Origin of the sequence: Arenibacter algicola (assembly GCF_000733925.1) — a bacterium.
Taxonomy (GTDB): Bacteria; Bacteroidota; Bacteroidia; order Flavobacteriales; family Flavobacteriaceae; genus Arenibacter; species Arenibacter algicola.
Map to the genome: position 1 here is coordinate 1,982,907 of NZ_JPOO01000003.1, position 25,543 is coordinate 2,008,449.

The 25,543-nt window shown below is 41.3% G+C and carries 14 protein-coding genes; 4 read left to right on the forward strand and 10 right to left on the reverse strand.

The window, feature by feature from the left end:
* Window positions 1–3: 3 nt before the first annotated feature.
* From U735_RS0119120 to U735_RS0119130, 3 genes are all read left to right on the forward strand, one after another.
* Window positions 4–2,178, forward strand: coding sequence for a xanthine dehydrogenase family protein molybdopterin-binding subunit (locus tag U735_RS0119120; RefSeq protein WP_031445346.1), 2,175 nt, complete (start codon window positions 4–6; stop codon window positions 2,176–2,178).
* A gap of 113 nt (window positions 2,179–2,291) precedes the next feature.
* Window positions 2,292–4,166: a sensor histidine kinase gene (locus tag U735_RS0119125; RefSeq protein WP_031445347.1), complete on the forward strand. Its 1,875-nt coding sequence runs from the start codon at window positions 2,292–2,294 to the stop codon at window positions 4,164–4,166.
* Window positions 4,167–4,173: 7 nt separating this feature from the next.
* Window positions 4,174–4,842, forward strand: a complete 669-nt coding sequence (locus U735_RS0119130; RefSeq protein ID WP_031445348.1) for a DNA-binding response regulator — start codon at window positions 4,174–4,176, stop codon at window positions 4,840–4,842.
* 440 nt (window positions 4,843–5,282) lie between these two features.
* On the opposite strand, the gene U735_RS0119140 is transcribed toward U735_RS0119130, so the two are convergent.
* The 6 genes from U735_RS0119140 to U735_RS0119165 form a co-directional block, all read right to left on the reverse strand.
* On the reverse strand, window positions 5,283–7,394 hold the full coding sequence (locus U735_RS0119140) for a c-type cytochrome domain-containing protein (RefSeq protein WP_180994037.1): 2,112 nt from the start codon (window positions 7,392–7,394) through the stop codon (window positions 5,283–5,285).
* Between the two features lie 4 nt (window positions 7,395–7,398).
* On the reverse strand, window positions 7,399–8,853 hold the full coding sequence (locus tag U735_RS0119145) for a DUF1501 domain-containing protein (protein ID WP_031445350.1): 1,455 nt from the start codon (window positions 8,851–8,853) through the stop codon (window positions 7,399–7,401).
* Window positions 8,854–8,877: 24 nt separating this feature from the next.
* The gene (locus tag U735_RS0119150; protein ID WP_083260602.1) at window positions 8,878–11,256 is read right to left on the reverse strand and encodes a PSD1 and planctomycete cytochrome C domain-containing protein; all 2,379 of its coding nucleotides are present in this window, start codon (window positions 11,254–11,256) and stop codon (window positions 8,878–8,880) included.
* 238 nt (window positions 11,257–11,494) lie between these two features.
* Window positions 11,495–13,015 (reverse strand): RagB/SusD family nutrient uptake outer membrane protein, encoded by a 1,521-nt coding sequence (locus U735_RS0119155; RefSeq protein ID WP_051892251.1) that lies wholly within the window; start codon window positions 13,013–13,015, stop codon window positions 11,495–11,497.
* Between the two features lie 17 nt (window positions 13,016–13,032).
* Entirely contained in the window at window positions 13,033–16,425 is a 3,393-nt protein-coding gene (locus U735_RS0119160; protein WP_083260603.1) for a SusC/RagA family TonB-linked outer membrane protein, read from the reverse strand.
* Between the two features lie 88 nt (window positions 16,426–16,513).
* Window positions 16,514–17,677: a FecR family protein gene (locus U735_RS0119165; protein ID WP_031445354.1), complete on the reverse strand. Its 1,164-nt coding sequence runs from the start codon at window positions 17,675–17,677 to the stop codon at window positions 16,514–16,516.
* 119 nt (window positions 17,678–17,796) lie between these two features.
* Here U735_RS0119165 and U735_RS0119170 point away from each other — a divergent pair, with 119 nt between their 5' ends.
* The gene (locus tag U735_RS0119170) at window positions 17,797–18,396 is read left to right on the forward strand and encodes an RNA polymerase sigma factor (RefSeq protein WP_031445355.1); all 600 of its coding nucleotides are present in this window, start codon (window positions 17,797–17,799) and stop codon (window positions 18,394–18,396) included.
* A 34-nt stretch (window positions 18,397–18,430) separates the two neighbouring features.
* Here U735_RS0119170 and U735_RS0119175 read toward each other — a convergent pair whose 3' ends face one another.
* From U735_RS0119175 to U735_RS0119195, 4 genes are all read right to left on the reverse strand, one after another.
* The gene (locus tag U735_RS0119175) at window positions 18,431–19,810 is read right to left on the reverse strand and encodes a glycoside hydrolase family 140 protein (protein WP_083260607.1); all 1,380 of its coding nucleotides are present in this window, start codon (window positions 19,808–19,810) and stop codon (window positions 18,431–18,433) included.
* A 338-nt stretch (window positions 19,811–20,148) separates the two neighbouring features.
* A complete protein-coding gene (locus U735_RS0119185) occupies window positions 20,149–22,266 on the reverse strand; it encodes a sulfatase-like hydrolase/transferase (protein WP_031445358.1) in 2,118 nt (705 codons plus the stop codon).
* 50 nt (window positions 22,267–22,316) lie between these two features.
* Window positions 22,317–23,861: a glycoside hydrolase gene (locus U735_RS0119190; RefSeq protein WP_034248609.1), complete on the reverse strand. Its 1,545-nt coding sequence runs from the start codon at window positions 23,859–23,861 to the stop codon at window positions 22,317–22,319.
* A 160-nt stretch (window positions 23,862–24,021) separates the two neighbouring features.
* Window positions 24,022–25,512 carry an arylsulfatase gene (locus U735_RS0119195; protein WP_034248612.1) on the reverse strand — a complete coding sequence of 497 codons (1,491 nt, stop codon included), beginning with the start codon at window positions 25,510–25,512 and terminating at the stop codon, window positions 24,022–24,024.
* Between the last annotated feature and the right edge of the window lie 31 nt (window positions 25,513–25,543).

Consider the following 25,543-nt stretch of genomic DNA (forward strand, 5'->3'; position numbering starts at 1 on the left):
GCCATGATCCCAATAAAAACCGATATCAGTAGAAGGAAGTTTCTAAAATCATCCTCCGGGGTAGCCCTCTTCATTGGAGTAGCTGGTATCCTGCCGCAGTTGATATCCTGCAAAGACCCCAATAAAATTAAAAAACAACTAGCCCAACAGCCCATTACAGCCTGGGTGAAATTGTCCGAGGATGGTCTAATCACCATTTATAATCCGGCCGCCGAAATGGGGCAGGGATCCATGACCTCCTTACCACTTATTTTTGCCGAAGAGATGGATGCGGACTGGTCTATGGTTAAGGTGGAATTTTCACCCCAGGAATCGGAGACCTACGGTTCCCCGGGATGGGCCCCTGGAAGTAAGCTCATGTTTACGGTAGGCAGCAGAACAACTAATAGTTACTACAATGTAATGCGAAAAGCAGGCGCCCAGGCCCGCTATGTCTTAATGAACAGTGCCGCCAAACATTGGGAAGTGCCGATTTCGGAGCTAACAACATCCAATAGTCATGTGCATCACGGTAAGACAAATCAAAAAATCAGTTACGGAGACTTGGTGCCCTTTTTGGAAATGCCCGAGACCCTGCCCGACTACAGCGAAGCACAATTAAAAAATCCCAAGGAATTCCAGCTGATCGGAAAAGACATTCCCCGTACGGAAATCCCTGCCAAAGTGGATGGCAGTGCCATATTTGCGATAGACATCCGTCTGCCAGAAATGATTTATGGCGTTTTGGAAAGAGGTAAACTACACGGTTCCAAACCCAGCCTGACCAATGAAGCCGAGATCCTCGCCATGGAGGGGGTTTTAAGAATAATCCCCTTGGATTATGCCATTGGAATTGTGGCCAAGACCCTGGAACAGGCCTTGAATGCAAAACAAAGCCTAAAAATAGATTGGAGCGAGTCCAAGGCAAGCGGACACAATTCCCAAGAAGTATACGCTACCTATGAAAAAATAGCCTCACAAAATGAAAAAGGCAAGGTGATCATCGAGATTGGGGATGTTGCCAAGGCCAGAAGAACCGCCGCCAAAACTTATGAGGTGGACTATAAGAACGATTATGTATACCACGCCCAAATGGAACCTCTGAATGCAGTAGTGCAGGTTGCCGAAGATGGTGGCAGTGCCGAAGTTTGGGTAGGCAGCCAACAAGGGACGGATACCAAGTTGGGAGTACCTAAAATCCTGGGTATTGCCCCGGAAAAGGTAAACGTACACCTACAATATTTGGGAGGTGGATTTGGGAGAAGAAGCATGAACGATTTTGTAGAGGAATGTACCATACTCGCAAAAGAAATGGCACCACTTCCGGTAAAACTTATTTGGACCAGGGAGGACGATGTTACCTATGGGGCATTCCGGCCGCTTTCCCTACAACGACTAACGGCCAGCACAGATGCTGAAGGGAATATTACTGCGTTTTCGCACTCTGTGGTAGGGGACGGTGGAAACCTAGTGGCCAGTGCCGTGGCCAATGATCATTATGACATCCCCAACCAATTTGCGGAATGGCGGGAAGCCTCCAATGGCATTCGCCTAAAACATTGGCGTGCCGTGGGCCATGGCCCCAATAAGTTTGCCATTGAATCTATGCTGGATGAAATTGCCTGGAAGCAGGGCACAGATCCTTTGGAGCTTAGAAGAAAGTTAATGGCAAAAGCCCCTAGGGCATTGGCTACCTTAGAAAAGGCAGCTGAAATCTCCCATTGGAGCAAGCCTTCAGAGGAGGGCAGGGCCAAAGGCATGGCATTTGTAGAACATGGATCTTTGGGAACGGGGGTCTGTGAAATATCTGTGGACCGTAGTACTGGCATTATCAAAGTGCATCATTTTTGGATCGCCTTGGATGCTGGGGTGGTGGTACAGCCAGACAATGTAAAAGCCCAAATGGAAGGCGGCATCATCATGGGCATGAGCAGCGTGCTCAAAGAACAAATTACCATCGTGGATGGCCAAGTGCAACAATCCAATTACCACGATTACCAACTACTTAGGATTCAGGACATCCCTGATAGTATTGAAACTGTAATTCTAGAATCCTCTGAAATCCCAGAAGGGGTAGGCGAAACGGCTACACCTATGGTGGCCTGTGCCATAGCCAATGCCTTTCTGAAATTGACAGGGAAACCCCTACGCCACCTACCTTTCTCCCCAGAGCGTGTACTTCAAGCCTTGAACAGTTAAATCGTTCCAATAACAGCAGCTTAAAACCCTGGGGCATTATAAAATGGATTTATTTTGATCCCTAAATCGGAAATGTCCTCAAATAATTTGAAGGCTTTTTGTATTTTGGAGGGATGAAATTTAAGTTCGGCCTGCCTCTACTTTTTATCCTTGCTTACATGTACTGCCATGCAGGCTCAAACCTTAAAAATAACTTTGAACACAAGCGATACGATTATTCCTTTACCTTAAAACAGGCAAATGACTCCTTGGCCTCCCTTAAAAAACAAATAGGGAATTTTGCCAAAAAGAGTGACTACAAAAATGCAATTGCCCTCTCCAAGAAATTACTTGAAAAGGCCATAGTTATATCCGATAGCAGCCACATAACCAATGCCTATTGGAGACAAGGATATTATTTCAAAAGACTGGATCAATTGGATTCGTCTTATTTCTACATTGACAAAGCATATTCTATAAATCTCAAATTAAAGGATAGCATAGGTGCGGGAGACCGACTGCTGGACATGGCCAACATCCAAAAGAGTTTGGGCGATTACAACGGAGGGATGATCACTGCTACCGAAGGATTAAAATATTTGGAAGGTTCCAATGAAATAGAATCCATCTCCGGTCTCTACCAAAACATTGCTGTATGCCAAAAGGAGTTGGGACACCCTAAAGAAGCCTTGCGGTGGAGCGATAAAATTTTTAGTCTTCTAAACAAACAGCCCGCAGTTGATATCAGCACCGAAAATCTATACAACATTAAAACCACCAGGGCGAATATCCTGGCAACACTAAAAGATTACGGTACCAGCCTTAAAATTTTGGACAGTATTGCCGCGAACACCCAAGCTAGCAACGCCTCGCAATTTGCACGTGCTATTTGCAATAAGGGCTATTATATGTGGTTGGAAAACAAAAATAACCCTGAGAGCGAGCCCCTACAGTTGGAAGCCTTAAGAATACGGCAAGAACTTAACACGGTTCCCGGATTAATATCCAGCACTATACATTTGGCAGAATATTACTTTGAGACCAATAAGCCATTGGCGTTGGATTTTGCCCAAAAAGCTCTTGCCAACTCGAAAAAAACAAATAATTCTGTCGCTATTTTGGAAGCTTTGGATCTACTATTGCCCCTGAAAAAATCCTTGGACCAGGATGTTTCCGAAGAGGCCATATTTTATTCCAATGTGCAGAATACCCTTGAAAAAACAAAACAAGCCGTTCGCGCTATCTATGCCGCCACAAAATATGACAATGATGCATTGGAAAAAAAGAACCTTATGCTTTTGGCGCAAGTCGCTATTAAAGAGAAACAAAATATTTTGGCCATTTCTGCCACAATTATTTCATTGATCCTGATAGTCTTTGTTGTCCTGTATAAAAATCAGCAAAAAAAGAAAGAACAGCTGGAGATGGCCTATAAGACCGAGTTGCGCCTTTCCAAAAAATTGCATGACGAACTGGGTAATGACATTTTTTACCTTATGACACAGGTTCAAAAAGAGGGCCAGGATATAGCTAACCCACAGAAAATAATAATTTTAGAAGGTCTGGATAGTATTTACCAAAGAATAAGGGATATTTCCAAAGAATTTACGGCCATTGATACCGGAGATAACTTTGGCAAGGAATTCTTCTCCCTTTTAAATTCCTATAGCTCCACTAAAACAAAGTTGATCACCAAGGAATTACCCTCCAACTTCTGGGATAATGTTTCGGCAGAGGCCAAAATTGAAGTATATAGGGTTCTACAGGAATTACTGGTGAATATGAAAAAACACAGCAATGCCTCTTTGGTTGCCATTACCTGCAGTAAGAGCAGCAAACAGGTTGTTATAAAGTATGTGGACAATGGAGTGGGATTTTCCTTAAAAGGAAATTATTTGGGAAATGGGCTTAAGAATGTGGAAAACCGCATAAAAGGTATAAAAGGAAGTATTATTTTCGATTCGAAACCAAACGAAGGTGTCACTGCCACCATAACGTTTGCCATATAAAACACATATGCAATTCAATAGGATATTCGTTTCGGAAGACATAGATAGCAATAACCTAGGGGTTATTACTATGCTTCAAAATTTGGGGTATCCCCAAATTGGCCATTCACAATACTGCGATGAAGCCTTGCTAAAATTAAAAAGGGCTTTGTTGGATGGGAATCCTTTTCAACTTTTGATAACCGATCTTTCTTTTGATAATCCCAGAGATAAAAAAGGCCTACAAAACGGGCAAGATCTCATCGCCGCCATAAAAGAAGTCCAACCCGAAATAAAGGTGATTGTTTTTTCTGTGGAGGACAACCAAAACACCATAAAATCCTTATTCGAGAACCAAAAAATTGAAGGCTATGTCTGCAAGGGATTGAACGGTCTTAAAGAACTAAAGAATAGTATTGAAGCGCTGTCCCAAAACAAACCATTCACCTGCCCCATAGCCACGGCCGTATTACAACAGAAAAACCTTTTGGAATTGGATGACTATGAACAGCAGCTGCTCTTATTCTTGGCCCAAGGACACAAACAAAATGAAATAAGTGCCTTACTAAAAGCAAAGGGAATTGCACCCAACAGTATACGATCTGTAGAAGCCAACATTAGTAAGTTAAAGGATTACTTCAATGCTTCAAACACTACCCAATTGGTCTATATAGCGACAAGTATGGGGGTTATTTAAAATGTACCATCTTTTTACTTCTTTGTTGACCCAACATAATAATTAGAGGGTTTTCTCATTTCCATCCAAATGCACTTGGAAGAATATAATTAAACCTCGAAATCCCTATCAGACATTTTATGCTTCCCTAAAAAGGTAGAGGGGAAACAATTCACAATCAACCTAAACTGTCGGTCAAAGTAGGAAAAAATGTTAAGGCCGGTTTCACAACATACCCCACTAATACTATCGTCCCCTCCCATCCACAATTTGCTGGAGTATCCAATTCCAAATCTGTTATTTAAGGCGCAATTGTCTTGCACCTTGATCTTTTAAAGAATCTATTAAAAGGAGTAATATTCACATCGGCATTAAAATTATCCAAACTCTTATTTTCAGATTTTTTAGTTAAATTCCCTGGAGTTAGACTTATTTTTAATGTGCCTTCCATTTCGGGAACCCTAAAAGAAAAACAACTGATTTACCCGCAATGTGCTTTCCGTATTGGGCTGCCCTACTACCTTATAGTATTTTGCGGTTGACTCCGGAAACTTTATAGAGATTTCATTAAGTTTATCAGGATTAGCCACCTTGGCCAGGTTCAACTTTTTTAATAGGGTCCAATTCTCCTTATTATTGGAGGACCAAACCTCAACATACATCACCGATGATTTCTTTGCTCCGTTACGACTACCACAACTAAGCACCACTTCCTTGATTTTAGGATTTGACGCACTAAAATCAGCAATAGCTATGAGAGGTTTACTATTGAAAGAAGCATAAAATTTCGAAAAATAATAAGTATTGGCGTCATATTTGGCATCGTCGTTCAATATTCTTTCTGCCTCCCCGGTGTAAGAACTTAAAATTCCGGGATGCACCACTTCCAGTCCGTCGGGAACAAGGCCTTTGTCATAAAATACAAAGGTTGAAACCTCACTTGGCAGCCAATTATCCTTGTAAGCTATTGCCTTTACTGTTTTAGATCTTTCTCCCTGCAAATCCATAGTAATTCCTGATTCATAAAGTTCAGATTTTTCATTGGGTTCGGTTTCATCCAAGGTATATCGAATACTAACTCCATTCATTTTATGCCTCAATGAAATACGGTCTCCTGAATTTATTATATTCCTCTCCCCTATTAAGGTTGGTGGTGTCAGGTTCATTTTTTCTTCCGGGTCCGGAATGTACCCCTCATTTATGGTTGCGCCTGGTAATTCCTTAGCCAGTTGCGAAATATCGGCGTCGGTCAATTGGGTGTTCCAGACAAACAATTCCTTCAAACTTTTAATCTCCTTTAAATACTTTAGTGCGGCTACATCAACCGAGGTACCTGCCAAAGAAAGCGACTGTAATTTGGTGTTGGCAACAAGGGCTGCCAAAGCCTCATTGGTAACCTCTGTAAAATTCAATACTAAATGCTCTAAATTATTAAGCTCCCCAACAAATTTTAAGCTATTGTCATCCAGAGGCAAATTGGCTAGATTTAGGTATATCACCTGCTCCTTTATTTTAGCCAAATCGGTCAAAAATTCAGCTTTGTAACTACTTCTGCCATAAATGGCTACTTCAATAGCCGGCGAAGTGGGGGATTTTTGAACTACCGTCCTATAGGGGTTATTTAGATCATCTATAAGTTTAGTGTCCACAAAATCAAATGCATATGCCTCTTTCCCACTATCTCCTTTCAGCCATTTTTCGGTGAGCAGTTGCTTTAAACCGTCTTCAATGTTCAATTGGGCGAACGAAATTTCAGTATCCGCGCCATGGCCAATCCAGCTTTCTATAAGCTCAATTTCGCGACTGGTCAATTGGACCTTACCATCTGGCGGCATATGCTCTTCATCTTCCAACGGCAGTGCTACACGCTGCAGCAACAAACTTTCTTCAGGATTATGTGCCAACCAAACCTCACCATTCTCTCCGCCCCTGGTTATAGCTTCAACATTTGTTAAGTCCAACTCCCCCTTGCTTTTCTGTGGATTGTGGCAACCAGTGCACTTTTTTTCTAAAATAGGTGCAACATAGGCTGTATATATCGGCGTATTTTCATCAATTTTTTTAACCGCTGCACTGGTTATGGGTTCCATTAAAAAATGACTACCATGTGTTAGCCCGGCCCCAAAATGTCCACCAAAAACAACTCCCACAAAGCTGGTGTACAACAAGATTTGGTACACTTTTTTGTGTAGATACGTCAAAACCATTGCATACACCGCAAAACTGATCCCTATTCCAATCCATTTATGCAAGCTCATGAGTTCGGACTCATACCCTTCCAGGGAGAGCAATAGGCCCATTATGGTTGCCAGTACAGTTGTAAAGGAGGTCAGCAATAATAGAAAGTAGTTGATCTTTTCAAAGGAAGGGGGATCTATTTGTTTTCTAAACAGGTTAAGCAATACCATAAGCGCAATAAAGGCTACGGGAAAATGTAACAGCAATGGATGCATTCTGCCTAGCGGCTGTAACCAAAATGGAATTTCCAGATAACTTTCAAAAACCACTAAAAAGGCTAAAAAAATATGCAGAAAGAACAATGTGTTCAAAAAAAAGGGAACGGATTTTTTCATGTTTTTATGCCAAAATATCATTTACTACATGGCCATGTACATCGGTCAAACGAAACCTTCTGCCCAAGTGTTTATAAGTCAACTTCTCATGATCTAGGCCCATTAAATGCATAATGGTGGCATGTAAGTCATGAATGTGTACCGGGTTTTCGGTAATATTATAGCCCAATTCGTCGGTTTTGCCATAGGAAATGCCCGATTTTACACCGCCTCCGGCTACAAAAATGCTGAAGCACCTAGGATGATGGTCCCGACCGTAATTATCCTTGGTCAATTTTCCTTGGCAGTAGTTTGTCCTCCCGAATTCCCCACTCCAAATAACCAAGGTTTCATCCAACAATCCCCTTTGTTTTAAATCGGTAATCAATGCTGCAGAAGCCATATCGACATCTTTGGCCTGACCCTGCATTTCACCTACCAAATTGGAATGCTGGTCCCAACCCTGGTGGTACAATTGTACAAAACGTACGCCAGACTCCGACAGCTTTCTAGCCAATAAACAATTGGCGGCATAGGTGCCTGGTACCATACAATCGGGGCCATACATTTTTTTGATATGGTCCGGTTCTTTGGAAACGTCGGTAATTTCAGGTACCGCGGTCTGCATTCGAAAAGCCATTTCATACTGTTTTATCTTTGCCGGAATTTCAGGATCTCCAAACTCGTCATAACCCAGTTGGTTCAATGAAGCCAAATGATCCAACATGGTACGGCGCGTTTTTCTATCCATCCCATCAGGATTGTTCAAATACAAAATAGGATCCTCACTGGCACTTAATTGTACTCCTTGGTGGGAACTGTCCAAAAAGCCGTTCGACCACAGTTTTGAATATACGCCCTGTCCGTTGCCCTTGCCTTTTGACAGCAATACGCAATAGGCAGGTAAGTTTTTATTTTCACTACCAAGGCCGTAGCTGAACCAAGACCCCATACTGGGGCGATTGCCCACCTGGGCACCCGTTTGCATAAATGTTAGGGCGGGATCGTGGTTAATGGCATCGGTATGCATACTTTTTATGACGCAGATATCATCGGTAATCTTGGCTATGTTCGGAAACAGATCACTTACCCAGGTTCCTGAATTGCCATATTGCTTAAATCCAAACTTTGAGCCCACCAAGGGAAATGATTCCTGCCCAGCCGTCATGCCTGTCAACTTTTGATCTCCTCTTACAGAAGGAGGCAGATCTTGCCCGAACATATCGTTCAACTTGGGTTTATAGTCAAAACTTTCCAATTGGGAAGGGGCGCCATTCTGAACCAAGAGGATAATCCGCTTTGCCTTGGCGGCAAAATGTTTTAAACCTAAGGGCAATTGTTCTTCGACGACTTGTTTACCGGACAACAAATCCGGCATTAACAAGGACCCCAAAGCCACCCCCCCAAAGCCCAGTGCCATTTTACCTAAAAAATGCCTTCGGTTAGTGTTTAGATGGTGTTCAAAAATTTCCTTTTCCATTAGTATTATTTTTTGAGAAGTTGGTTAACTTTTAACTATAGTTTCCTCTAGGTTATATATCGTGTGAATAATTTGCATGAGGGCGGCTACCTTTACGACATCCCTATCTTTAGAGGCCGGAAATTCCCCGACATTTATAAATGCCTCAGCCTGTTTCGTCTCTTTCATGAAGGCGGATTCCTGTTCATTGTAATAGCCCAATAACATTTCCTTTTCTTCGGGCTTGATAGTCCTACATACTATTGTACCAAATGCTTTCTCAATTTTTTCGGCAACCGTACTTTCCTCTTGCATTAAATTTTCGGAAAACACCCGTGCAGATTCTAAAATAGTAGGGTCGTTGAGCGTAATCAAAGCTTGTAAAGGAGTCATTGTAGATTGTCTTTGTACCTCGCACTGATCACGTGTAGCAGCATCAAAAGTAAGCTGTACCGGCGGTAAGGTGGTACGCTTTATAAAAATGTATATACCTCTTTTATAAAGATTACTTCCGTGATCCTGTACATAATTGGCCAAAACACCTCTTCCCGAACTGGCAGCTTCCCACAATCCGTCTGGTTGGTACACTTTAACACTTCGTCCACCTATTTCAGGGTTTAGCAAGCCACTGGTAGCCAAGGCATGGTCACGTACCATTTCCGCATTAAATCGCAAGCGCGACATTCTTGACAGGTATTTATTCTCTGGGTCAACAGCCAGTTTATCCTTACTTATGACCGATGATTGCTTATATGTGGCAGACATGACAATTTTCTTGATCATGCGTTTCATATCCCAGCCGTTCTCCATAAAATCTGCCGACAACCAATTCAACAGATGGACATTGGTAGGCAAATCCCCTTGCATACCAAAATCGCCGGATGATCTTACGATTCCTGCCCCAAAAATCTCTTGCCACATTCGGTTTACAAATACCCTACTGGTCAAAGGGTTTTTGGCATCGAACAACCACTTTGTCAAACCTAAGCGGTTGCGCTCATAGGCACTATCATCATAGGCCAAAACCGATGCAGGAGCTTGGGCCTTTACTTCTTCGCCAACATCGTCATATACGCCTCTATTTAGAATATGTGTGGTTCTAACATCCGGCCTTTCTTCAATGACCATAACGTCTACATCCTCTTCTTCCTTTTTATTAATGAAAGGAAGTTCTTTTTGGACAAGCTCGTCAGTAATTGTAATTATAGGAGCCTCCGCCAATATTTCCCCTTTGTTTTGCCTAGGGGGCATTCTATCAAAAAATGCAAATGTGCTGAAATAGTCCTTTTGTGAAATAGGATCATATTTATGGTCGTGACATTTGGCACATTCCAATGTCAATCCCAAAAATGCCTTTCCAAAGGTATTGGTTCTATCGGTTACATTTTCGACCCTAAATTCTTCTTCGATGATACCAGCTTCCTGGTTAATTTTATGGTTTCTATTGAATCCTGTAGCCAAAATTGTCTCCATATTCTTCTGGGGAACCAGATCGCCCGCCAATTGGTAGGTGACAAATTTCTCATAACTGTAATTTTCATTAAAGGCGTGAATCACCCAATCCCGCCAAGGCCACATGGTTCTCAACTGATCGTTTTGAAACCCGTGCGAATCGGCGTAGCGGGCAACATCCAACCAGTGGCTAGCCATCTTTTCACCATAATGATCGCTGGCCAATAGCTCGTCGACAACTTTCTCGTAGGCATCGGCAGCATCATTCTGGATAAATTTTTTCTGCATTTCGGGTGTTGGAGGCAGTCCTGTTATATCCAAGGAAACTCTTTTTAAGAGTCGTTCTTTATCCGCCATGGGATTGGGAGTCAGGCCCACGTCCTGTAATTTTTGTAGAACAAAATAATCTATTTCATTATTGACCCAATCTGCATTTTTCAACTTGGGCAGCTCGGGTTTGTCAACGGCCACAAAAGCCCAATGAGGTTCATAGGCCGCCCCTTGCTCTATCCACTTTTTTAAAATTTGGATTTCATAGGAAGACAATTTTAAATTGGAATCTAAGGGAGGCATGAGCTCGGTACTGTCCTTTGCCGTTATTTTTTGATAGAGGACCGACTTTTCCAAATTATTGGGAACAATGGCGAATTCGTTTTTCCTGTCCTTGAGCGCCTTAAAGGCCCCTTCAGGAGTGTCTAACCGCAAATCTTCGGCTCTTTTATTGACATCTGGCCCATGACAGGCAAAACATTTATCGGATAGTATGGGACGGACATCAAAATTATAATCCACTACCTCAGGAATTTTTTTCGATGGAATTGCTGCATATTCACCTTTTTGTTTGCAAGAGATTAAGAAAATGAAGAGTAATCCGAGGTATAGTATAATTGACTTTCCCCTGGAATTAAATTTTTGTATCTCGGTATTGCATGCCAATATGGCCAACAAGAACATAATAAGGGTTTTCTTCATTTTGAAATCTTTTTTAAATTCTCATTTAGAATCAGTATTAACTTCAGTCATACTTTGACAAATTAAAAGATTCTGTTCGCAACTATAGTTTGCTGAACCACAGCTATGTATTTAAGCGTTAAAATTCAATGTTCTATTATAATTTTTAAAAAGGTAATGCACTCTTTCAAGTGCATTACCACAATTAACTCAAACTAACTCAACTTTACAAAAAATATACAATTTATTGTTCCAAAAATTAATACCCGGGATTTTGTTGCAAATTTGGATTTACGTCCATTTCAGATTGTGGAAATGGCCATAAATAATGTTTTGCTGGATTAAAAACACGCGGCACACCACTATCAGGCTCAACCAAGGTATTAAGATAGGTTTCGGCCAATTTCCATCGCTTGATATCTCCAAATCTTCTTCCTTCCAAAGCAAATTCGACCCTTCTCTCATTCCAAATTCGGGCTCTCATTTCGTCTTTTGTCAATCCATCCGGGAGGGGTGGCATTTCAATTCCTGGCCTTCCGCGCACAGTGTTGACCGCATCATACACTTCAGTCGTAGGGCCGCTAATTTCGTTTGTTGCTTCAGCGTAATTCAACAACACCTCTGCGTATCTAATTAATATCCAATCCTGTTCGCTCAAAGTAGAATAATCTACTGGAAGTTCTTCTACATCAGCTCCCTTCGTTGGCATATATCCTGTAGATGAGGGCGTATTATAAGCATATGAAACAACCTCGCCCGATGCTTTTATGGCTGGGTCATCGAATGGTTTCAACGTCAATTCAAGCCGTGGATCACGGTTTAATTTATAATTCGCAGGGTCATACAAAGGAGATTCACTAATCGGCAGGCCATCTGTGCATTCAAAGGCATCCCTCAATTCCTCGCGAGGATGCCAGGCTCCCCACCATTCCATTTGAATATCCTGTTGGCTAGAATTATCAGGATTTAAATATCTTGTCGAAAACATAATTTCAGGATTTCCGTCTTGACCGTAAACTAAGAACATGTTTTTAAAATCATCGGAAAGACTAAATTTTCCTTCGGTCATTACCTGATTTGCCGCTGCTGCTGCACCTGACCAATCACCCTGAAAAAGCAGCACCCTTGATTTAAGCGCCAATGCAGAACCTTTTACGGCATGTCCGGTACTACTGTAATCCGTATTGGGCAATTGAGCAATAGCAACATCCAAATCCGCAATAACCTGAGCAATTACCTCAGCCTTTGAACTTTGCGCAACCTTGGCCTCGTCAATGTTTTCAAAAGGTTCGGTATATAGTGGTACACCCCCATAATAATCGGTCAACGTAAAATAAAACAAAGCCCTTAAAAATAGCACCTCTGCCTTATAAACATCTATGGTACTGGCAGGAATAGGAGTTTTATCAATATTGGCCAAGAAAAAATTACATGAAGCAATGCCTCTATAACAATCGGTAAAGACAGATGAAATAAGTCCCCCCGATGTAGCTTCAATAAGGCCTAAGGCCATATTTTGTGCATTCCCGTCACCCCTACTGGCCTCGCCACCAAGTACGTCAAAACTCAGGTTATGAAAATTGAATGTATTAGTATTCAACCGTGAATAACACCCGGCCAAGGCCATGTCGGCATCGTTCTGTGTATTCCAGAATGTAGGGCTGGATATTTCCGTCAAAGGGTTTTTATCCAAAAAATCATTCTCGCATGACATTGTAAAAAGTGCTAATAAGACAATTGTGTAACTTATAACCTTGCCCCTATTTATATATATCTTCATAATATTGTATTTTAAGATTAAATTTTCAATTTAACTCCCATGGTGTATGTTGTCAGCTGAGGGTAAGCCGTAAACCAACCCGTATTGGCTTTTTCAGGATCGGATCCCGGCCACTTGGTGAAAGTAAATAAATTGTCGCCGGACATATACACATTAACGCCTTGCAAACCAATCGTTTGGCATAATTCTTTAGGTATATTATATCCAATAGACAGATTCTTCAATCTGAGATAGGACGAATCCAACAACCAGTAGGTGTTTGGTGTTCCTGTGACAGGTCCATATCCGGTAACAAACATGGCAGGATGAGAATTGGTAGAACCTTCACCTGTCCATCTATTGTTTACAAAATCAACGGTTGGGGGCGATCCCTGCATGTATGGCGTAAGTCCCCAAGCCAAGGTCTGGACATGTGCTTTGGATCCTTCGACTCCCTGAAAAAATAACGATAAATCAAAGTTTTTGTAAGAAAGGTCTACTGTACCTCCATAAAAGGACTTAGGGTATGCTCCTTCTATTACAACCCTGTCATCAGCATTTATGGTACCATTGTTATCCGCATCCTTAAATTTCAGGTCTCCCGGTTTTGGATTGAAAGGATGTATGGGAGCTGCATCGATTTCAGCCTGGTTTTGAAATATTCCGTCGAATTCCACCAAATAATGGGAGTTAAAAGGAAGACCTACCTGAGTAGTGGTATTTCCATAGGTCGGAGACAATATTTCCAATACTTCATTTTTGTAACTGGAATAATTAATACTAGCGCTATAAGAGAAATCGCCAAAACTTTTCTGGCTGCCTACCACAAGATCGATACCGGTGTTTTTCATTTTACCGAAGTTTACTGTTGGTGCCGACAGACCTATACTTGCAGGTACCGGAATCTGATAAAGGATATCATCGGTAACTTTGTTATACCAGTCAAAAGTAAAGCTAAACAAACCATTAAGCATACTAAAGTCAACCCCAATGTCGGTCATGGTGGTTGTTTCCCATTTCAGATTCCGATCTACCATGCGGTTCTGAATAACGCCTGGTTCGGAAGATATAAACGGGTAGGAAGTAGTTGATAAAACTTCTTGATAAGGATATAGTCCAACATTTTGGTTGCCCAATTGGCCCCAAGAAGCTCTTATTTTAAAATTGTCCAACCAATCCACATTTTCCATAAACGCTTCTTCTGAAACCCTCCATCCAGCAGATAAGGAAGGAAAGAATCCCCATCGCGTATCTGGTGAAATTCTAGAAGTGCCATCGTATCTTGCATTGGCCTCAAGTAAATATTTGCCCTGATAATCATAGGTGGCACGACCAAAATATGATTGTATCGCCCATTCCGTTGCCCCTCCTCCGGTAGATTGACCATTGGAAGCGCCGGCATCAAGTTCCTTTAGATCGTTGGTTGGAAAATTAATTCTCTGACCTCTAAGATATCTGTCTTTAAATCCTTCTTGATTATATCCTATCAATACGCTAAGGTTGTGATCTTCAAAGTTCTTGGTAAAATTCAAGGTCGAATAAAATGTAGACAACTTGCTAGTGGTCCATATATCATTTACCCCCAGTCGCCAAGTAGCATTATTATGGGCATATGAACCATCTTTAAAGTAATAGTTATCAACCGCATGCTCGTGATTCTTATATTGATTGTTGTCGATAGTAAGTGCATATTTGGAATTCCAAGTCAAATCTTTGGTTAGATTAATCTCACTGTAAAACTGAGGCAGAACATTGTACCGGGTCTCTGTCATAAGACCACTTGCATCTTGCGCATCAGGGTTTCTTACTGTCCATTCAGCAATATCGGAACTATATCGGGCCACATATCCTGTACTACCATCCGGTAAAGTCATCGTAGGCGTATAATTAGGAGCCGCACCGTATATGGCAAGTATTTGATAGTCCACGTTATTGTCCCAGTTACTTCTGGTTATGTCCTTGTTGACAAACTGTATATCACCCCCGATCTTAATCCAATCATTCAATCTTGAATCAACGGTCACTCGTCCGTTGAATCTTTGATATTCGTAATTACTTGTAATACCGGGTTGGTCCAGATAACCAAGGGATACACTGAAAACAGTGTTTTCATTTCCCCCACTTATGCGAAAAGACTGGTTATTCACAATGGCGGTATTAAAGGTATGGTCGATCCAATTAAAATTGGGATAATTAACCGGGTCGTTAGGATTGTTCCTAAAGCCATCAATTTCCGCTTGGGTAAAGTGTGGGGCTTGACCATTCCTTGCCCTAGCTTCGTTCCAAAATTGCATGTAGTCCGCTGAATTATATAACAATTCAGGTAATCTGCTAGCGCTCTGCGCCTGAATATTTCCGTGATAGTCAATTACTAGACTGCCTGCCTTGCCTTGTTTTGTTGTTATCAGGATAACCCCATTTGCGGCACGGGCACCGTAAATGGCACTTGACGCGGCATCCTTTAAAACGGAAACCGATTCAATGTCATTTGGATCAAGATTGGTCATGTCACCACTTATACCGTTTATTAGCACCAATGGATTACTTCCTGCTCCACTAAATGTGCCTATTCCCCTTATGCGCAAAGTATTGCCTTCATCTCCGGGTTTACCGGAAGACGATGAAACTTGAAGACCAGGAACTCTACCTTGGAGTAAATTCTCAACATTGGCAGATGGCCTTTTGATAAGTTCCTCGGAACTAACCGTTGCTACAGAACCTGTAAGATTTTCCTTTTTTTGCGTGCCATAACCAACCACAACCACTTCTTCCAAACCAGCGGCATCTTCCTCCATACTAACAACAATATCAGTCTGTCCACTTAGAGTAACTTCTTTGGTTGAAAATCCAATATAGGAAACAATCAATACAGCATTTTCGCTTGCTATTTCCATTGAAAATTTACCATCAAAGTCAGCTGTAACGCCATTGCTCGTTCCTTTTTCAATGATATTAGCTCCCGGTAAGGGGGAGCCGTCCACATCTGTCACAGTACCACTTACTTGAAATTGTAATTTCTTGTCCAAAATCTTAATTGAACTACTTTCCACGGAATTCGTTGGACTTTTTTTAACCACGATAGTTCCGTCATCTGTAAAGTTATAAGTAAAACTTAAAGGCGATAAGGCTTTGTCCAATAAGTCCCCAGCTTTAATTACACCTTTTTTTAGGTCAATATTAGGCGAGGTTTTGATTAGGTCATGGCGATAAATAAACTTATAGTCAGTTTGCTTATTTATTAGCCGAAATACCTGTTTGACGTTTAAGGTAACATCAGAATCGATGATGATCTCGGCATTTTGAGCCTCTCCATTTAAAGGACTGAGTGCAAATGAAATCGAACAAAAGAGGAAAATAATGGATTTCATAAAAAGGCGTAAAAGAACTTTGCCAAATAGGCAAGGTGGTCGGTTGGTTAATTTAATTTTCATAAATTTGTAATGGTTTAGTTAAACATAGTTTTAATTAATCTACTTGGACAAAGGCCGTTGCTGTGGAAGGTGCTGGCCTTTTCCTTTTTTATTTAATAATAATTGTTTTATTGGCAATTTCAAATTTTAACTGGCCCTCACTGGTAGCTTCAATAAGTTTAAGAATATCTTCTACCGCATTGGTTCTTTCCAATATTCCCGTAAAGACAAAATTCTTTTGTTTGGCATTCTCAAAAATAACCTCAGTATCATACCATCTTGAAAGTACCGTCATTATTTCCTCCAAGGGTTTTTCATTAAAGGCAAACAAACCTTTTACCCATGAAATTTCCTGGGACACATCAATTTCCTCAATATCTATTTTATCACTTTCATGACTAATTCTAGCCTGTTGGTTGGGCATTAGGGTTTCACTAAACTCACCTTTTTTTATTTTGATTTTCCCTTCAACCAAGGTGGTAGCCATAACCGGGTCATTATTATAGGCCTTAATGTTAAATTCCGTACCCAAAACATCAATCTCTTGGGATTTTGTAAGGACTTGAAATGCAGCGCCTTTGTGTGCGGTACTTGGCGAAACCTTAAAATAAGCCTCACCATATATTAGTTCTACCTTCCGGGTTAGACCTTCGGCAAATGTCACTGGATATTTTAATTTGGTTTCTGAATTCAGCCACACTTCCGTACCATCCGACAATTTGATAAAAAATTGGCCACCTCGAGGAATGGTCAAATAATTGTACAACTGTTCTTTTTCAACTTCATTATTATGCTTTTTTTCAGCATAGACCAATTCCTCCCCGTTACTACTTACCCCACCGGTTTGAAATTTTTTCCCTTTTTCCAGCGCCACCTCATCCCCATTTTCCAGGGTAAGGATGGCCTTATCCGTCCCAGCTACTATAGTTTGTGGCTGTTTAACATCTACTGTCGCAATTTTGTCATCAGTAATATAAGCTAGGTAAAAGACCGTGCCTATTACTAGTAAAACAGAAGCAGTGAAGGCTATTCTCTTGTACAGGTTCATTCTTGCTATCCGCTTGTCCTTTTTAAGCCTGTCCTTAATAGATTCCTTGGCTTTATTAACATCGTATTCTGTCATGGAAAGTGTACTTATATATTGTGTTTTAACAAGACTATTAAAGACTCGCAACCCTTCTGCCGTTTTTAGCAAATCTTCCAATCTTTCCAACTCGGAATGATTGGCCTCCTGATTTAGAAACTTGACGATTATTTTTTCTACTTCGGCCATCTTTAACTCAACAATTATGCATCTAATACGCTCAAATTTTACATACCCCTCTATTTTTTGTGTATTTTTTTTCGATATTCAAAAAAAAATTTTTGTAATATTGAGAATAACCAATTTTAATGGACCACCTAAAAAACCAATATTTAGCCGAAAGATTAATTTCTGGGGATTGCAAAGCCTACGATTTTTTAATGGATACATATTACCAAAGCTTGTGCGCCTATGCCCAGTCTTTGTGCCATGATCATGCCTTGGCCGAAGATATAGTTCAAAACGTATTTGTTAAGATTTGGGTTAAGAGAAAAAAAATTAATCCAGATTTTTCCATCAAGAGTTATTTGTATAAATCCGTCTATAATGAGTTTATTAGTCAATACAGAAAAACTAAACCTGTTCTGTATTTGGAGAAAAAATATTTTGAGGCTATCGATGTGGTGGCGGAAATAGAACCGGAAGAATTGGAGGGCTTAATAAAATTAATGAATGCCGAAATTGATAATTTACCGTCCAAATGCAAAGAAATATTTTTAATGAATAAGAAGGAAGGACTTACCCATACCGAAATCTCGGAATACCTCAACATCTCCATTAAAACCGTAGAAGGCCATATTACACGGGCCTTTAAAATATTGACAGAAAAACTGGGCACCAAAGTGGAAGCCGTGTTATTCTTACTTTTCGATTTCAAAAAACAAAAAAGAAGGTCTTCTTTGGGGTAAAGTCTTAGCAGTCTTTATAATTTGCAGCCGGAAATCAATGAAAACCCGGCATTGGTAAATTAAGATCGGCATTTTCCAAGATCAGTACCCAATCCTGCCCTCTTCCAGAAGTAGGCGGCTTATAGGTCTGAATACCATCGGTGTCCGATGTGCCCAAATGATGGGACACACCATATCTGGGATCGTACCAAATAGCCTTTTTATTTAAACCTGAAATCATTCCCTTGTCCACCGTAAAGGCCTTCCCACTGGGGGTATAGATCATTGCAAAAGAGGCATCCAGTGCCAATACCGCCCTTATGGGCTCACCATTTATTTCCATGCTATTTTTGATCAACTCGGGCTTGGGAGTCAATTTAGAAAAGGAACGTGCCTCCATTAAGGTTTTAAGATGTTTCATTTGAAAGGCCCCAGGATGGTCCAAGGCATCTTTCCACGGTATTGCGGCCCCAATAATTGGACTATTATCCGGCGAATACATCTGCCAAATATTATTATTCCCATAGGTATGTCCGCAAGCCCCTGCAAAAACAGACCAATAGGCCGCCTGCCGTGCGTCATAATCGTCAAAGCGATCCTTTGGATCCGTACCTTTAAAATAAAACCCTACCGGTATACTTTCGTATCTCGGTTCTCCGTCCAAGGTCGGTTTCATGGGCTCTAAAGCATAATCATGCTCCGCATAAAGTCCGTTGTCATGCCCATGTTGACCATGGGAAGATTGATACATATTAAAATCAAGCCACTCGGCATCATGAAAATAATCCGACGACATTCCGGGTCCCCTGGGATGGAAAGTGATAAGCTGTTGGTCATTACTTCCCTGCTTCAGCCCTAGCGCCATTGCCTCCACAATTTTGCGATCATTTTCCGTTCGTATATTTCTATCTCCACCCAATATCCAAATAACAGGTTTGCCCTTATATCTTTTCCCTAAAAACAGTCCAAATTCCTCAGCACTTTCTGCTGTAAAAATGATGTCCTTTTCACTTAGGGAACTCCAATAACTTCCCCAGGTGGGAAGCATTCCCATAACCAATCCCAAAGAACTTGCCTTATCCACTATGGCGTCTACATGCTTAAAATAAGCCTCATTGGGTCTTTTTGGGTCTTTATTGAATAAGGGCAGGTCCCCATTGGCATTAGGAACGGAAATACCGTTCAGTTCTGATAAAATAACTGCCTGTATAACCGTAAAACCTTTATCTGCCCTATTATTTAGATAATGATCTGCCTCCTTCATATCCAGTCTATGAAACAACTCCCAAGCGGTATCTCCCAGGTAGAAGAATGGTGTGCCATCTGATTTTTTAATAAATCTGCCGTTATCACTTATTTGAAGGGATTGCCCAATAACGGATTGAAAATGCAAAAACACCAAAACCAGTTTAACATAAAAAAGTAGTTTTCCCATAACATTACCTAGTAGAATTTTGTAATAACCTCCTAATATCTGAAAATTAAACATTTATTATACAATAAGTGCATAATCCCAAAAATATAAGTCCCCAGTTATTAGAAAAATTTCGGTACATACTTTTCAATAGGATTGTCCCAGCCAAAAAAACAACACTTTTTAATAGCCTATTTTTAAGTCATTGGTTTACTTGCCACAATCATCCTAAGGCTAAGGGCATGGGAATTTTAATTTTTCCTGCCGCCATTAAGACCAACCCTTCCCAACTAATTTATTAGTAATTGTTTCCATCACTCAAATAGGCGGGCAAGTAGTATCTGTGCACTACTCTTAGGTTAATTTTTAGGTTTAAAAAATGCATTGGCCGGAATAGTTTCCCGTTCCAGGCTTGGACCGCTCCATTCCAATTTCAGGGATGATTTTCCCTTCCTAGGGCTCTTGTAGTAAATCCTATAAGGATGAAGTCCGGCTTTTAGTTTAATGCTTCCGCTTTTGGGCGAGTTTTGAAAATATTCATAATCGGCATCAACTACTGCTGCATCGTGGATCCTAAGAAATGCCGCCGAATTTGCCGACATGTAAAAGGTATAATCACCGTCCGAAGGGACTCGGATATACCCCTCAAAGAACATGGCCCCGGAGCCATTACCGACATTTATCACACCGTTTAGCTGATCTACCTTACCTGTTTCAAACTGGTATAGCGTGGCCACTTCAGGTACCCAAGGAAAATCGCCCTTAAAGGCCTTCCACTGAATGCCGCTTTTCATTTCCCCTTCTGGTATAGAAGGAACTGGAACATCATCATATGGTCTTAAAGCAGTACTATTTGGAATTCGGGACCCTAGGACCTTGTCCTTCATCTTTTGCTGCAAACTAGCAAGTTTAGGATCCTTGGCCAAATTTTGGGTCTGCTGTGGGTCCTTTAAAACATCATAAATTTCAAAAGGATCGTTATGCGATTTGATGTCGTAACGCAGTCCAACATAATTTTCAATGCGTACCATCTGCATTTGATTACGTGCACGTCCTTGATGTTCCGGTATAAAATCTGCATAGTCCGGTGTCTTTCCCGGCTGAAAGTACTCTATATAAATATTGCTCTCGGGCTGTGTTCCTTTTCCTAGTAAGGAAGGTAATAAGGATACCCCATCCGAAATAGCAGGTGCAGGAAGTCCAGCCATTTGCGCAAAAGTGGGCATCCAATCATAGGAAATACTAGGAGTTTCAATATGGTTACCTGCCGGGATATTCCCTGGCCATAATGCCAATGTTGGCATTCGTACTCCCCCCTCCAAACAATCGCGCTTTATTCCATCGAAAGGCCCATAACTCTTAAAAAATGTGGGATCTATAGGTTCATTGGCCAAATAGGATTCCTTGGACGGGCCATTGTCCGAGGTAAATACCACCATGGTATTTTCATCAATTTTTAAATCCTTGAGCAGTTGCAGTATATCGCCCACTGCATCATCTATCCGCCTAGTGTCCGTAGCATAACGCTTATACACCTCTGGCCAGGCCAATTGTGCTGTTGCGGGATCCCCGTCATCGTCATAGGTGGCATTGGCATAATCTGGATGCATCCAAGAATCCACTTCTCCCAAAGCGGTATTGATCATTTTCCCCGGCTCTCCCAACCATTGCAGTCCGCCATTCAATCCACCACCTGCCGGATAGGCCTGGGTAGGCAACTCAAGAACGGCATGGGGCGTATCATAGGCCAGATACATAAAAAAGGGTTTGTCGGCATCCTCACTTTTTTTAAAATCAACGATCCATTTCTTAGCAGCGGCCGTAAATAAGTCTGTAGTGTAACACTTGTCAAGGTCATCGGCTATATTAACCCTATTTTCATACACCTCTTTCTTGCCTCTATAAATGCCTTCTTTGGGATAGTGTTCATGGCCATCACCATGGCGTATATACCCCAAGTAATAGTCGAATCCTCTATTAAGGGGGTGTGCCGTCCAGTTAGGTGCCTTGCCTCCCTTGCCCTGCAAGCCCCATTTGCCTATGGCCGCTGTGGTATAGCCCGCGGTCTGCAATACCGACCCCAAGGTATGGTTATTGTCCAAGGCCTTGTCAAACTGATTGTCCCTGATATTGGCATGACCCTGACTACGGCCCAATAACAGCGAGGCCCTGGATGGTGCACATACCGGGGCGGCGGAATAATGCTGCGACATCAAGGCGCCTTCAGCTGCCATTTGATCCAGATTGGGCGTATACTCCCGTGGATGCGCCGCCCCTTTTTCCTTGGCCTTCATATTCTGAAAAAGTACCCCCAGATCCCCATAACCCAAATCGTCGGTAAGGATAAAAATGATATTGGGCTTTTTGTTTTCCCTATCAACTTCCGCTGTTACATTGCTTTGGGCAATTAGCCTATTTATGCCCACAATGAGCATTAGGGCGAATATAATTTTTGAAGTCACTGTTTTATGAAGCATGAGCGGTTTATTTTTCTTGTCCGATTAAAAATGGTTTGGGCAAATTAGCATTAATCTGCTTTATTGAAAACAAATGTGGTCAGCGATTTACCTAAGACCTGTATTTTACTTTTTCCAAATTGAGCATCTGGCATTTTACTAAGATTGTAAGATTCACTGGTAACATAACTCTCGATTTTGGAATTTGATGGTATGTCTATATTTAATTCTAAATGCACAGCAGCAACCTGTTGATTAACTACAACCAGTACTATACTGTCATCAGCATTTTTATAGGCGGATAGCAACACCCCATCCTTTAGGTTTTCCTCTGTACTATAATTATCGTAGGTAACCGAGATCCTTTTGGCCCCGGGCCTGATGAATCTAGAGTAATTGCCAAAGGCCCATAGCAATTTTGAGCCGTAGAAATTCCCATCCTCACTTTCCTTATCAACATAAATAAGTCCATCCTTAAAGTCGTAAGGACTCATAGCCAACCACCAGTGCCAAGCACTGGCATTCGCAATAGTAAGATCGGCATGGATGAGGCGGGCTACATATAGCGCCGTGGGCATGCCCAGATCCCTGCCTTTTCCCTTAATCTCCTCATTGTTCTCCAAAATGCAGTATTCGCTCATCCAATATTCCAAGGAAGGGTATTCCCCTAATTTTTCGATTATTCGTTCCCTTTCCTTTTTAAGCTTCGATATATCCCAGGTAGTAAAATAACTATGGGCCGCGATCTTTGGTGCTACGGATTTTAGATCCCCCACATAATTAGGACTTTCAGGACTAAAAAAAGATGCTATCTGATCGCTTCTATTAGGATGCTTTTCTTTATCCCCTGTTAAATAGTCAATTTGACCGGCTTCGGTAATTTCTATTTTGGAATCTATTTTCTGTTGAGCGAAAACGGAATCGATTACCCTTGTGGCATTGGCCAATTCATTATTGTTCCAAGGGGAACCTTCCTGTCCGCCTTTCCATTCCCATTGTGGTTCATTGAACGGACTTATATAATCAAAATCTACTGTAAGACTGTCCTTAAAATGCTTTAGCACCTTCGCTAGAAAGTTGGCATAATCCACATAATTGTCCGGGGATAAATTTGCGGCCAAGCCATCATTGGAATGTGCCTTATTGTTTCTGGTCATTTGTATGGGCGGACTATTGACAAATGCAATGAATTGATTTACGCCACTTTCCTTTGCCGCCTGAAGAAACCACTGTTGCCCTGCCTGCTTTTGCCAATTGTAACTTCCGTCATCCTGTAAAAAGCCCTCGGCTCTTCTCCATGGATCCTTTATGCAACTTTCTTCAGCTTGGGCCGTACTTCCTGCCCCGATATTAAATCGCCAGGCAGACAAACCGATTCCTCTTGGTGATCCATCCGGATTATTTTCCTTACTAAACAACCACTCGGCCATTTGTTCCTTTTTTTTATGGGGCCATAAACCCGTATACTGTGCGGCCCATGCATCGGAGGCCGCAAAATTGTAAATGGTCTGGAAATGGATATTCTTATTTATGCAAACTTCAATAGCCAGGTCTTGCTGTGCACCCGCCCAATTAAAGGCGCAACAAAGGAAATATATATTCAACCAATTTTTCATCTCTGCTATTTATGGATTTTATAGTAGAAAAAAATACCCCTTTTCATCCTTACCAGCTGGCATACATCTATGAATCGGGATAACACAAATTAATAAAAAGAACCCTATGCAAATGATAGGGCCCTTTAAAAACTAAACTAATCTAACTACTAACTATTTTTTATTCTACACTTAAATAGGTACCTTGATCAAAAGTAAACACTTCGGAAGGTGTCCTAGCTTCCTTAAAAAGCAATTTCATTTCGGCTACTATTTCCGGATAATCCTTGGCAATATTGTTCTCTTCTCCCAGATCGGCATCCAGATCATAAAGTTCCATCTGATCTTCGGTCGATTCAAAAACATTATACTTTACAGCTTTCCAATTGCCTTTTCTAATAGCTTGTCTGCCGCCTTTCTCATGAAACTCCCAATACAAATATTCGTGTTCCTTTTGCTCTTTTTCCTCTCCCAAAAGGGTAGGCAAAAAGGAAACACCATCTAAAGAAGGAGGTACTTCCATATTTGCAATACCTGCAAATGTTGGAAATATGTCCCAGAATGCAGAAACGTGATCTGTTCTGGTATTTGGTTTAACATGTCCTGGCCACTTAACTATAAGGGGAACCCGGATTCCTCCTTCATAAAGATCCCGTTTGGTTCCCTTAAATGGACCGTTGCTATTAAAATAATCAGGATCGGCACCACCTTCAGTGTGTGGACCGTTGTCCGAGGTAAACATAACTATGGTATTGTCGGCAATGCCCAACTGTTCCAATTTGGCCATGATCTCCCCAACTTGATTGTCCAATATATGAATCATAGACACAAATGCGGCATGGGTTTCTTTCTGTGATTCGTAAGGACCATTTCTGTATTCCGGTCCATCATCCACCCCTTCATAAGCTTTTTCTGGAGGAAATTTACCCCTGTATTTTTCCATGATTTCCTCTGGAGCTGCAAGCTCTGCATGTGGTATAATAGATGCTACATAAAGAAAGAAGGGATTATCCTTATTGAACTCTATAAAATCGAGCGTTTTTTCATGTATTAGTTGTGGTGCATAAATCCCTTTCTTTGTTCCTGCATTTTCTTCCAGAACTAAAGAGTCCGTATTGGCCCATAGGTGGCGGGGGTAGTAATTATGCCCCAAGCGTTGGCAATTGTATCCAAAAAAAGTATCGAAACCTTGGTTCAATGGATCCCCTTCCGAACCTGGATATCCTAGCCCCCATTTACCAAAAACTCCAGTGGCATAGCCAGCTTTTTTCATGGCCTCCGCCAAGGTGTAGGTATTATCGGGTATGGGATACTGCCCCTCTGGTTGTATTTCCTTATTGCCACGTACAAAGGTATGTCCTGTGTGCATACCAGTCAACAATGCAGATCTAGACGGAGCACATACCGTACTACCGGAATAATGTTCGGTAAAAAGCATTCCTTGCCTGGCTAATTTATCTATGTTGGGTGTTGTAAACTTTTGCTGTCCATAGGCACTTAAATCCCCATAACCCAAGTCATCGGCCAAGATGTAAATAATATTGGGTTTGGCTACATTTTCCTGAGTGCTGTCTGTTTTGGAGGCCTCAGTTAGCTGACCTTTGTTTTTGCATGCAAATGCACAGGAAATAAGGAATATAAGTAATCCTAAATGGAGAAATTTTTTAGTCATGGTGTTATTATCAATTACATTGGGGCAAGAA

Bases quoted from the DNA above. Each gene is read 5' to 3' on its own strand.
- U735_RS0119155 (WP_051892251.1), bottom strand. From the start codon at position 13,015: ATGAAGATATATATAAATAGGGGCAAGGTTATAAGTTACACAATTGTC.
- U735_RS0119190 (WP_034248609.1), bottom strand. From the start codon at position 23,861: ATGAAAAATTGGTTGAATATATATTTCCTTTGTTGCGCCTTTAATTGG.
- U735_RS0119170 (WP_031445355.1), top strand. From the start codon at position 17,797: ATGGACCACCTAAAAAACCAATATTTAGCCGAAAGATTAATTTCTGGG.
- U735_RS0119195 (WP_034248612.1), bottom strand. From the start codon at position 25,512: ATGACTAAAAAATTTCTCCATTTAGGATTACTTATATTCCTTATTTCC.
- U735_RS0119140 (WP_180994037.1), bottom strand. From the start codon at position 7,394: ATGAAAAAATCCGTTCCCTTTTTTTTGAACACATTGTTCTTTCTGCAT.
- U735_RS0119120 (WP_031445346.1), top strand. From the start codon at position 4: ATGATCCCAATAAAAACCGATATCAGTAGAAGGAAGTTTCTAAAATCA.
- U735_RS0119130 (WP_031445348.1), top strand. From the start codon at position 4,174: ATGCAATTCAATAGGATATTCGTTTCGGAAGACATAGATAGCAATAAC.
- U735_RS0119165 (WP_031445354.1), bottom strand. From the start codon at position 17,677: ATGGCCGAAGTAGAAAAAATAATCGTCAAGTTTCTAAATCAGGAGGCC.
- U735_RS0119150 (WP_083260602.1), bottom strand. From the start codon at position 11,256: ATGAAGAAAACCCTTATTATGTTCTTGTTGGCCATATTGGCATGCAAT.
- U735_RS0119125 (WP_031445347.1), top strand. From the start codon at position 2,292: ATGAAATTTAAGTTCGGCCTGCCTCTACTTTTTATCCTTGCTTACATG.
- U735_RS0119185 (WP_031445358.1), bottom strand. From the start codon at position 22,266: ATGCTTCATAAAACAGTGACTTCAAAAATTATATTCGCCCTAATGCTC.
- U735_RS0119145 (WP_031445350.1), bottom strand. From the start codon at position 8,853: ATGGAAAAGGAAATTTTTGAACACCATCTAAACACTAACCGAAGGCAT.
- U735_RS0119160 (WP_083260603.1), bottom strand. From the start codon at position 16,425: ATGAAAATTAAATTAACCAACCGACCACCTTGCCTATTTGGCAAAGTT.
- U735_RS0119175 (WP_083260607.1), bottom strand. From the start codon at position 19,810: ATGGGAAAACTACTTTTTTATGTTAAACTGGTTTTGGTGTTTTTGCAT.